At 68.8% G+C, this 10,855-nt stretch carries 10 protein-coding genes; all 10 read right to left on the bottom strand.

What is annotated here, in order from left to right; translation table 11 throughout:
• Window positions 1–82: 82 nt before the first annotated feature.
• On the bottom strand, window positions 83–1,525 hold the full coding sequence (atpD, locus tag AC3EUV_RS37730; protein ID WP_432146435.1) for a F0F1 ATP synthase subunit beta: 1,443 nt from the start codon (window positions 1,523–1,525) through the stop codon (window positions 83–85).
• Between the two features lie 5 nt (window positions 1,526–1,530).
• Window positions 1,531–2,451: a F0F1 ATP synthase subunit gamma gene (locus AC3EUV_RS37725; RefSeq protein ID WP_387244108.1), complete on the bottom strand. Its 921-nt coding sequence runs from the start codon at window positions 2,449–2,451 to the stop codon at window positions 1,531–1,533.
• A gap of 20 nt (window positions 2,452–2,471) precedes the next feature.
• Window positions 2,472–4,064 carry a F0F1 ATP synthase subunit alpha gene (gene atpA / locus AC3EUV_RS37720; protein ID WP_432146434.1) on the bottom strand — a complete coding sequence of 531 codons (1,593 nt, stop codon included), beginning with the start codon at window positions 4,062–4,064 and terminating at the stop codon, window positions 2,472–2,474.
• Window positions 4,065–4,279: 215 nt separating this feature from the next.
• On the bottom strand, window positions 4,280–5,095 hold the full coding sequence (locus tag AC3EUV_RS37715) for a F0F1 ATP synthase subunit delta (protein ID WP_432146433.1): 816 nt from the start codon (window positions 5,093–5,095) through the stop codon (window positions 4,280–4,282).
• Window positions 5,092–5,658: a F0F1 ATP synthase subunit B gene (locus AC3EUV_RS37710; RefSeq protein ID WP_435604856.1), complete on the bottom strand. Its 567-nt coding sequence runs from the start codon at window positions 5,656–5,658 to the stop codon at window positions 5,092–5,094. Before AC3EUV_RS37710 ends, AC3EUV_RS37715 begins: the two co-directional genes overlap by 4 nt.
• A 39-nt stretch (window positions 5,659–5,697) precedes the next feature.
• Window positions 5,698–5,946, bottom strand: a complete 249-nt coding sequence (gene atpE / locus AC3EUV_RS37705) for an ATP synthase F0 subunit C (RefSeq protein ID WP_351271107.1) — start codon at window positions 5,944–5,946, stop codon at window positions 5,698–5,700.
• Between the two features lie 76 nt (window positions 5,947–6,022).
• On the bottom strand, window positions 6,023–6,817 hold the full coding sequence (gene atpB, locus AC3EUV_RS37700; protein ID WP_030981903.1) for a F0F1 ATP synthase subunit A: 795 nt from the start codon (window positions 6,815–6,817) through the stop codon (window positions 6,023–6,025).
• A gap of 279 nt (window positions 6,818–7,096) precedes the next feature.
• A complete protein-coding gene (locus tag AC3EUV_RS37695) occupies window positions 7,097–7,534 on the bottom strand; it encodes a Cg1360 family ATP-synthase-associated protein (protein ID WP_266733453.1) in 438 nt (145 codons plus the stop codon).
• Window positions 7,535–7,823: 289 nt separating this feature from the next.
• Window positions 7,824–9,191 carry an MraY family glycosyltransferase gene (locus tag AC3EUV_RS37690; protein WP_435604855.1) on the bottom strand — a complete coding sequence of 456 codons (1,368 nt, stop codon included), beginning with the start codon at window positions 9,189–9,191 and terminating at the stop codon, window positions 7,824–7,826.
• Window positions 9,192–9,290: 99 nt separating this feature from the next.
• Window positions 9,291–10,679: a serine hydroxymethyltransferase gene (locus AC3EUV_RS37685; RefSeq protein ID WP_432146430.1), complete on the bottom strand. Its 1,389-nt coding sequence runs from the start codon at window positions 10,677–10,679 to the stop codon at window positions 9,291–9,293.
• Window positions 10,680–10,855 lie beyond the last annotated feature (176 nt).

The raw sequence follows: 10,855 nt of genomic DNA, 5'->3' as shown, positions 1-10,855 counted from the left end.
CCCCCCCCCCTCCCTCCCCCCCCCCCCTTCCCCCCCCCCCCCCCCCCCCCCCCCCCCCCCCCCCCCGGGACCGGTGCCGGGGTCAGGAGACGCCCAGCTCCTTGGCATTGGCCTTCAGGTCCTCGATGCCACCGCACATGAAGAACGCCTGCTCGGGGAAGTGGTCGTAGTCGCCGTCCGCGATCGCGTTGAACGCGGTGATCGACTCGTCGAGCGAGACGTCCGAGCCGTCGACACCGGTGAACTGCTTCGCCACGTGGGTGTTCTGCGACAGGAACCGCTCGATACGACGGGCGCGGTGGACGGTGAGCTTGTCCTCCTCGCCGAGCTCGTCGATACCCAGAATCGCGATGATGTCCTGGAGATCCTTGTACTTCTGGAGGATCGTCTTGACCCGCGACGCGCAGTCGTAGTGCTCCTGCGTGATGTAGCGGGGGTCCAGGATCCGGGACGTCGAGTCCAGCGGGTCGACCGCCGGGTAGATGCCCTTCTCCGAGATCGGACGCGACAGAACGGTCGTCGCGTCCAGGTGGGCGAAGGTGGTGGCCGGCGCCGGGTCGGTCAGGTCGTCCGCGGGGACGTAGATCGCCTGCATCGAGGTGATCGAGTGACCACGGGTCGAGGTGATGCGCTCCTGGAGGAGACCCATCTCGTCGGCCAGGTTCGGCTGGTAACCCACCGCGGAGGGCATACGGCCGAGCAGGGTCGACACCTCGGAACCCGCCTGGGTGTACCGGAAGATGTTGTCGATGAAGAACAGCACGTCCTGCTTCTGCACATCGCGGAAGTACTCCGCCATGGTCAGACCGGCCAGGGCGACGCGGAGACGGGTGCCCGGGGGCTCGTCCATCTGACCGAAGACCAGCGCGGTCTTGTCGATGACGCCGGAGTCCGTCATTTCCTCGATGAGGTCGTTGCCCTCACGGGTGCGCTCGCCGACACCGGCGAACACCGACACACCGTCGTGGTTGTTCGCCACGCGGTAGATCATTTCCTGGATCAGAACGGTCTTGCCGACACCGGCACCACCGAACAGACCGATCTTGCCGCCCTTGACGTACGGGGTCAGCAGGTCGATGACCTTGACGCCGGTCTCGAACATCTCGGTCTTGGACTCGAGCTGGTCGAAGGTCGGAGCCTTGCGGTGGATGGGCCAGCGCTCGGTGACCTCGACCGTGGACGGGTCCACGTTCAGGATCTCGCCGAGGGTGTTGAACACCTTGCCCTTGGTGACATCGCCGACCGGGACGGTGATCCCGGCGCCGGTGTTGGTCACCGCGGCCTGGCGGACCAGGCCGTCGGTGGGCTGCATCGAGATCGCACGGACCAGGCCCTCGCCCAGGTGCTGGGCAACCTCGAGGGTCAGGATCTTCTTGGCACCGGCCTCGGCCGGGTCCGCGATCTCGACAGTCAGCGCGTTGTAGATCTCCGGCATCGCGTCGACGGGGAACTCCACGTCGACGACCGGGCCGATGACCCGCGCGACGCGGCCCGTAGCCGTGGCCGTTTCAACAGTGGTGGTCATAGTGGTCAGTCACTCCCCGCGGTCGCGTCGGCCAGAGCACTGGCGCCACCGACGATCTCGCTGATTTCCTGGGTGATTTCGGCCTGTCGGGCCGCGTTGGCAAGCCGCGAGAGCGACTTGATGAGCTCTTCTGCGTTGTCGGTCGCCGACTTCATCGCACGACGCGTGGCGGCGTGCTTGGAGGCGGCGGCCTGCAGGAGGGCGTTGTAGATCCGCGACTCGACATAGCGCGGAAGCAGGGCGTCGAGGACGTCCTCGGCCGACGGCTCGAACTCGAACAGCGGAAGGATCTCGCCGGCCTTCGCCGTCTCGTCCGACTCCACCGCCTTGTCGAGGCTCAGCGGCAGCAGCCGGTCGTCGAGCGCCGTCTGCGTCATCATCGAGATGAACTCGGTGAAGACGATGTGGAGTTCGTCCACGCCGCCCTCGGCCGTGTCCCGCTGAACGGCTTCGATCAGCGGCGCAGCGATCGCCTTGGCGTCCGCGTACGTCGGGCTGTCGGTGAAACCGGTCCACGACTCCACGACCTTGCGCTCGCGGAAGCTGTAGTACGACACACCCTTGCGCCCGACGATGTAGGCGTCGACCTCCTTGCCCTCGGCCTTGAGCCGCTCGGTGAGCTGCTCGCCGGCCTTGAGGACGTTGGAGGAGTAGCCGCCGGCCAGACCGCGGTCGCTCGTGATGAGCAGCAGGGCGGCCCGCGAGGGCTGCTCCGCCTCCGTCGTCAGCGGGTGCTGGGTGTTCGAGCCCGTGGCAACCGCTGTCACCGCGCGGGTCAGTTCACTCGCGTACGGCGTCGACGCCGCCACCTGGCGCTGCGCCTTGACGACGCGCGAGGCGGCGATCATCTCCATCGCCTTGGTGATCTTCTTGGTCGCGGTGACGGAGCGGATGCGACGCTTGTAGACCCGGAGCTTGGCTCCCATGGATCAGGTCCCTTCCGTCGTCACTTGCTGGTGCCGGCCGGGGCGTCCTCGCCGAGCAGCTTGCCGTCCGAGGTCTCGAACTGCCGCTTGAAGCCCTCGACGGCCTCGGCGATCGCGCCGATGGTGTCGTCGGACATCTTGGCGCCCTCGCGGATGCTGGTCAGCAGGTCCTTCTTCTCCCGGTGCAGGTGGTCCAGGAGCTCCCGCTCGAAGCGGCGGATGTCCGCCACCGGCACGTCGTCCATCTTGCCGTTGGTGCCGGCCCAGATGGAGACGACCTGGTCCTCGGTCGCGTACGGGGAGTACTGCGGCTGCTTGAGCAGCTCGGTCATCCGCTTACCGCGCTCCAGCTGCTGCTTGGAGGCCGCGTCCAGGTCGGAACCGAAGGCGGCGAACGCCTCCAGCTCGCGGTACTGGGCGAGGTCCACGCGGAGCCGGCCGGACACCTGGCGCATGGCCTTGTGCTGGGCGGAGCCACCGACTCGGGAGACGGAGATACCCACGTTCAGCGCCGGACGCTGGTTGGCGTTGAAGAGGTCCGACTCCAGGAAGCACTGGCCGTCGGTGATGGAGATGACGTTGGTCGGAATGAAGGCCGACACGTCGTTCGCCTTGGTCTCGACGATCGGGAGGCCGGTCATCGAGCCGGCGCCCATCTCGTCGGAGAGCTTGGCGCAGCGCTCCAGCAGACGCGAGTGCAGGTAGAAGACGTCGCCCGGGTAGGCCTCACGGCCCGGCGGACGGCGCAGCAGCAGGGACACGGCGCGGTAGGCGTCGGCCTGCTTCGAGAGGTCGTCGAAGATGATCAGGACGTGCTTGCCCTGGTACATCCAGTGCTGGCCGATGGCCGAGCCGGTGTAGGGCGCGAGGTACTTGAAGCCCGCCGGGTCGGACGCCGGGGCGGCGACGATGGTGGTGTACTCCAGGGCGCCGGCCTCCTCCAGCGCACCGCGCACGGACGCGATGGTGGAGCCCTTCTGGCCGATGGCGACGTAGATGCAGCGGACCTGCTTCTTCGGGTCGCCCGAGCGCCAGTTGTCGCGCTGGTTGATGATCGTGTCGACGGCCAGGGCGGTCTTGCCGGTCTGGCGGTCACCAATGATCAGCTGACGCTGGCCACGGCCGATCGGCACCATGGAGTCGACGGCCTTGTAGCCGGTCTCCATGGGCTCGTGGACCGACTTACGGACCATGACGCCCGGGGCCTGAAGCTCCAGGGCGCGGCGGCCCTCGGACTCGATCTCGCCGAGGCCGTCGATCGGGTTGCCCAGCGGGTCGACGACGCGGCCGAGGTAGCCCTCGCCCACGGCGACCGAGAGCACCTCACCGGTGCGCTGCACCGGCTGGCCCTCCTCGATGCCGCTGAACTCACCGAGGACCACCGCACCGATCTCGCGCTCTTCCAGGTTCAGCGCAAGACCGAGCGTGCCGTCCTCGAACTTCAGCAGCTCGTTCGCCATCGCCGAGGGAAGGCCCTCGACCTTCGCGATGCCGTCTCCGGCCTCGCTTACCGTGCCGACCTCCTCGCGCGAGGCCGCGTCCGGCTTGTACGCCTGGACGAAGTTCTCCAGCGCGTCCCGGATCTCCTCCGGCCGGATCGTGAGCTCCGCCATCTGGGTTCCCTGCTCTCCTTGTTGGGCCCGAAGTTACTTGCGGGTGTCTGGGGGGCTGTCCCCCAGGGGGTTTCCGCTTACGGCCCAACTCGGGCCGCCGTCATGCTTGTGCTGGTCCCCGGGGCTTTCTCCCGGACCGCAGCCGGACCTCGTGGTCCGGCCGGCTGGTCCGGCGTCCGACCGCCGGTTGTGCAGCTCTTGAGTTGGTGGCTGGGTCAGCCGGCCATCCGCCGGGCCGCCTCGTCGAGGCGCTCCGCGATGGTCCCGTTGATGACCTCGTCGCCGATCCGGACCTGGACTCCGCCGAGGACCTCGGGGTCCACGTCGAGGTTCAGGTGGACCTGCCGTCCGTACAGCTGCGCCAGGGAGGCGCCCAGGCGCTGCCGCTGCCCTTCACTGAGGGGCACCGCGGAGGTGACCACCGCGACCATCCGGTCCCGGCGGCTCGCCGCCAGCTTGGAGAGGGCGTCGAGCCCCGCTTCCAGGCTACGGCCCCGCGGCTGTACGACAAGACGGATCACGATGCGCTCGGTGACCGGGTTGGCCCGGCCGCCCAGCAGCGCATTCAGCAGCTCCGTCTTGGCCGCGACCGTCGCGTTCCGGTCGGTCAGCGCACCGCGCAGCTCGCCGTTGGAGCTGACGATCCGGCCGAACCGGAAGAGCTCGTCCTCGACGTCGTCGAGCTGGCCGGCCCGCTGGGCGGCGACCAGGTCGGCGCTGTAGGACAGCTCCTCGAGCGCGTCGGTCAGGTCACGCGAACCCGACCAGCGGGCGCGGACCATGCCGGACACCAGGTCGACGGTCGGGCCGCCCACCTGGGTGCCCAGCAGTCGTCCGGCCAGTTCGGCGCGCGCCTCGGCGGCCTGCGCCGGGTCGGTCAGGACCCGACGCAGCGACACCTCGCGGTCGAGCAGAGCGGTGACGGCAGCCAGCTCCTCGGCGAGCTTCGCGGCGTCGACGGAGGTGTTGTCCGCCAGCGCGTTGAACTGCTCACGTGCGGAGGCGAGTGCCTCGCGGCTCGCTCCGTTCATCGTCCGGCCTCAGCCTTCGTCGCGTCCGACGCCGCCTTGGCCTCGACGTCGTCGAGGAAGCGGTCGATGGTCCGGCTCTGCCGGGCGTGGTCCTCGAGGGACTCCCCGACGAGCTTGCCGGCCAGGTCGACGGCGAGCTTGCCCACGTCCTGGCGCAGCGCCTGCGCGGCCTGCTTCCGGTCCGCCTCGATCTGGGCGTGACCGGCAGCGATGATCTCCTCACGCTGCCGCTGGCCCTCGGCGCGCATCTCAGCGATGAGCGTCGCGCCCTGCTCCTGCGCCTCCTGGCGCAGACGCGCGGCCTCGTGGCGGGCGTCGGCGAGCTGTGCCCGGTAGTCCGCGAGCACCTGCTGGGCCTCGGCCTGAGTCGCCTCGGCGTCGTCCATGCGGCCTTCGATGAGCGACCGACGCTCTTCCAGAACCTTGTTGATGTTCGGGAGGAGCTTCTTGGCCAGGAAGCCGAAGACGATGAAGAATGCGACCAGGCCGATGACCAGCTCTGGAATCGGCGGGATCAGGGGGTTCTCAGGAACCTCCGCCGCCATGTTCACCAGGGCGTTCACATCAGTGCCTTCCGTCTGTCAGGGGTTTGCAGCGGTCCGTCAGGCCCTGAAGAGGAAGCCCATGACGATGCCGATCAGGGCGAGCGCCTCACAGAAGGCGAAACCCATGATCTGGTTGGTGCGGATGAGGCCGGCAGCCTCGGGCTGGCGGGCCAGGGCCTGGGTGCCGTTACCGAAGATGATGCCGACGCCGACGCCGGGGCCGATCGCGGCGAGGCCGTAACCGATCGAGCCGAGGTTGCCGGTGACGCCGGCGGCGAGGTTGACACTCTCGAGAGCAGCGGACATGCCGTTACTTCCTTCTCTTTCACGGACCGGTGGGGGTTGGCCACCGGGCGTCTATAGGGGCTGGGAAAGCGGGGGCTCAGTGGTGCTCGGCGAGCGCGCCCTGGAGGTAGTTCGCGGTCAGGAGCACGAAGACGTACGCCTGCACGGCCTGGATGAACAGCTCGAACGCGGTCAGCAGGATGGTCATGATGAACGAGGCGCCGGCGTAGACCACACCGAAGCCGTTCAGCAGGTACCAGGTGGCGATCGTGAACATCAGCAGCAGGAGGTGACCGGCGAACATGTTCGCGAAGAGCCGGACCGCGTGCGTGAAGGGCCGGATGATCAGGTTCGAGAGGAGCTCGATGACGATCAGCATCGGCAGCACCGCACCGAGCGACTTGTCGTAGCCGCTGAAGTTCTTCAGTGCACCGACGAACCCGTGCCTCTTGAAGGTCAGGGTGACCCACGTGATGTAGACGATCGCGGCGAGACCGGCCGGGAAGGCGATGATCGACGTCACCGGGAACTGGGCGATCGGGACGATCGACCAGAGGTTCATGATCCAGACGAAGAAGAACAGCGAGACCATGAAGGGGACGTACTTCTCGCCCTCCTTCTTCCCGAGGGCGTCATAGACGATCCCGCGGCGGACGAAGTCATAGCCCGCTTCGCCGATCATCTGCAGCTTGCCCGGGACCACCTTGGCTTTGCCGAACGCCGCCCAGAAGAACCACACGACCACGACGGTGCTGAGCAGTGCCAGCAGCATGACCTTGTTGAACTCGAAGCCGTTGATGGTGAACAGCGGCTGGAAGACGAACGAATGAAGCCCGGGAGCAGGGAAGCCGCACCCGGAAAAGATGTGGCAGTCGGTCTCGAAGGCGAGCATCGTTTCAGCACTCACCGCGAGCTCCTTCAGCGTGGCGCATGGGTACGGCAACCTCGTTGTGTCGGCGCGGCGTTGAGCCACGGAGCGGCACTGGACTGGTCTTACGGATTTGGGGGCGGCTGGCGGGCGCTGGGCCCGGCCACATCACAGGCATCGGCCGCGAGAACTGCCCGTTCCATAGAGTGGAACCCGGGAGCTCAGCCGCCTGCGCCAACTGTGCCGCAGTTGGAACCGGACGATAGCAGGCCCGCAAGAGGGCATTTATCTCGGCCCTACGTGTCACGTCGGCGACCCCGCCGTCTCCGCCTTCTTCGTCCCGGCGGAGTCGGGTTCCACGTACAGAATCTTCGCCTTCATATGACCGCGGGTCTGTGCCGCGATCCACACGAGGGTGGCGCCGAGCAAGGTGAACGCAAAAGCCTTGGTGTCGAAGAGCGTGGTGTCCTTGAACGCGATCAGGAAGACCGCCACGAACAGGATCTGCACGGTGTACAGCAGCAGGCCCATCATCTGGAACAGCTGCGGGTGGTTCTTCGCGGTCTTTTGCAGGACGACGAGGCCGGCCCCCATCACGAGCAGCACCAGCACGGTGCCGATGACGGCGCCGAGCGCTCCCGCCACGCCTGCGACCGCGCCGCTCACAGCAACGGCGACAGCGCCGATGGCGAGGGTGGGCACAACGGCGTGAAGGAGTAGTCGGGCGTCATTCGACTGCATGGCGGCGCTCCGGCAAAAGATGTGGGGTGTGTCGTCATGGACGAGCGTAGACCCGGCCTGAGGCGGAACCTGCGGCCCAAGGGCAGTCGCACTGCGGCCCTTCGGCTCTGTCGCCGGGTTTCGTGAACGGTATCACAAACTATTTGATGAGGTCTTTACCTGGTTCGTGTGGACCCTGTCACACCTGAGCGTGAACCTGCGCGTTGGTGCACTGACGGGCCGCCTTATGTCTGGTATGGAGTCAACCGTCCCGATTCCTGAGGCACGTTCGGGCGATCGAACCTCTGGATCAGTGGTGACTGTCCGCCTTCCGGCGGCCCACGAAGCGTGAGCGGTCCCCGATCGCGGTGGCGCCGTGGAGGCCCGCCGGGACCGGCTCCCGCTCCTCCTCCGGCTCGGCGGCGCTGCCGTCGTCCGCCGCCACACCGGCCGCGGCCGGCGTCGCGTCCGCCGCCGCGGCCGGCGCCGTCGCGGGGGCGAGCCGGCGGTAGCGCGGCGGCACCATCCACTCCGCCCAGAGCGGCGCCCGCGGGGTGAAGCGCGGCAGCAGAAGCAGCACCAGGCCCACCGCGCTCAGCAGCACGATGCCCAGCACGATCCACATGCTGGCGTTGTTCGCGGAGTAGGCGACCGCGCCGAAGGCGATCAGCGCCGACCAGAAGTACATGATCAGCACGGCCCGGCTGTGCGAGTGCCCGATCTCCAGCAGCCGGTGGTGCAGATGGCCGCGGTCGGCGGCGAACGGCGACTGGCCCTTCCACGTACGCCGCACGATCGCCAGGATCAGGTCGGCCACCGGCACCGCGATGATCGTCAGCGGCAGCAGCAGCGGGATGTAGACCGGCACCATCGCGTGGGTCGCCTCACGCAGACCGCCCGCCTTGACGTTGAGCAGGTCCGGGTCGACCTGGCCGGTCACCGAGACCGCGCCCGCGGCCATCACCAGGCCGATCAGCATCGATCCCGAGTCGCCCATGAAGATCCGCGCCGGATGCATGTTGTGCGGCAGGAAGCCGAGGCACATGCCCATGAGAACGACCGAGAACAGCGTTGCGGGCGCGGCCGCCTCGATGCCGTAGCCGAACCACATCCGGTACGCGTACATGAAGAACGCCGCGGCGGCGATGCACACCATGCCGGAGGCGAGACCGTCCAGGCCGTCCACGAAGTTCACCGCGTTGATGGTGATCACGACGAGGGCGACGGTCAGCAGGGTGCCCTGCATCGGGGTGAGGGAGACCGTGCCGACACCGGGGATCGGGATCCAGAGGATCGTCAGGCCCTGGAGGACCATCACGCCCGCGGCGATCATCTGGCCGCCGAGCTTGACCAGCGCGTCCACGCCCCACTTGTCGTCCAGGACGCCGAGGATCCAGATCAGCGCGGCGCCGGAGAGCAGCGCCCGGGGCTCGTTGGAGTTCTCGAAGACGGTCTTGAGGTTGGTCAGATGCGAGGCGACCAGCAGACCGGCGCAGAGCCCGCCGAACATCGCGATGCCGCCGAGTCGTGGCGTCGGCTCGCGGTGCACATCACGCGCGCGGATCTCCGGCATCGCACCGGCCGCGATGGCGAACTTCCGCACCGGGCCGGTCAGCAGGTAGGTCACCGCGGCCGTGACGCACAGCGTCAGCAGGTATTCACGCACGGGCTGCCCCATTGGTATAGCTGGCCATCACAGCCACACACCCTATGCGTGTCCGCCCCCTGGCCGTGAATACAGGAATAGACGCCGGGCGTCAGCGGGTGGTTCCCGCCGTCATCCGCGATCGGGATAAGGCGGAAAGCCGCGGACCAAAGCGACGGTACGGGAGCGGACCGCGCCGTCCTCCTCCAGCGCCGCCACGATCAGCTCGGCGACCGCCGTCATCTCGGCCTCGCCCATGCCCTGGGTCGTCACCGCGGCGGTGCCCAGCCGGATGCCCGTCCGGCGCGCCGCGAGAACGTCGGGGGACTCGGCGCACGGCAGCGCGCAGGTGTCCAGCACGATACCGGCCGCCGCCAGCCGGCCCCGGGCGGTGCGCGCGTCCAGGCCCAGCGGGGCGGTGTCCGCGGTGATCAGATGGGTGTCGGTACCGCCGGTGGTGATCGTCAGGCCGTGTCCGGCGAGCGCCTCGGCGAGCGCGCGGGCATTGGCCGTGACCTGATGGGCATACGCGCCGAAGGCGGGGGTGGCGGCTTCCGCGAAGGCCACGGCCTTGGCGGCGACGGCGTTCATCTGCGCGCCCCCTTGGGTGAAGGGGAACACCGCGCGGTCGATCCGTTCGGCCAGCTTCGCGCCGCACAGGATCAGCCCGCCGCGCGGCCCGCGCAGCACCTTGTGTGTGGTTCCGCACACCACATGGGCATACGGGACGGGGCTGGGTGCCACTCCCCCGGCGATCAGCCCCAGGGGGTGCGCGACATCCGCGATCAGGTAGGCGCCGGTCTCGTCGGCGATGTCACGGAAGGCGGCGTAGTCGAGGTGCCGGGGGTAGGAGATCGAGCCGCAGACGATGGCCTTGGGCCGGCGGGCGCGGGCCAGCTCGCGGATCGCGTCGTAGTCGAGCAGGCCGGTCTCCTCGTCGACGCCGTAGCCGGCGAAGTCGAACCAGCGGCCGGAGAAGTTGGCCGGTGATCCGTGGGTGAGGTGTCCGCCGTGCGGGAGGGACATGGCCAGGACGGTGTCTCCGGGGCGCAACAGGGCGGCGTAGGCGGCCAGCACGGCCGAAGACCCGGAGTGGGCCTGGACGTTGGCGTGTTCGGCGCCGAACAGGGCCTTGGCGCGCTCCACCGCGATCCGCTCCGCGAGGTCGACGATCTCGCAGCCGCCGTGGTGCCGGGCCCCTGGATAGCCCTCGGCGTATTTGTTGCCCAGTGGGGACCCGAGGGCGGCGAGGACGGCCGGCGAGGTGAAGTTCTCCGCGGCGATCAGCTGAAGTCCCTCGCTCTGCCGGGCGCTCTCCCCGAGCAGTACGCCGGCGATCTCCGGGTCCTGGCGCAGCAGGGCGGCGAAGTCCGGGGAGCCGGCCGGCCGGGTCCCGGCCTCACGGGCGGCCCGCGCCCGGTCCTCGACAGTCTCGGCGGGACCGGCGCCGGCGGCGGGCGCGGTGGCCGGCGAACGGGTGTCCGGGGTCTCGCTACGGGGTGACGCGGTGGTGGCAGGCATCGCTTGCTCCGGGCCTCGTACGGGGACGTAGTCCCAATGTAGGCGCGGCGGGGCGATCGGGCGCGGTGTGCGGGCCGCTCGGGGGCCCGGCTGCCACCCCGGGACCCGGACCGCTCGGCACGGGCTCCGGGGGCCTGTCCGGCGGGACAGCGGCGCCTGGGCCCGCGCCGGGGCGT

The organism is Streptomyces sp. bgisy130 (genome assembly GCF_057708345.1).
The sequence above is the reverse complement of the archived record's forward strand: the minus strand, read 5'-3'. Positions and strand labels throughout refer to the sequence as shown.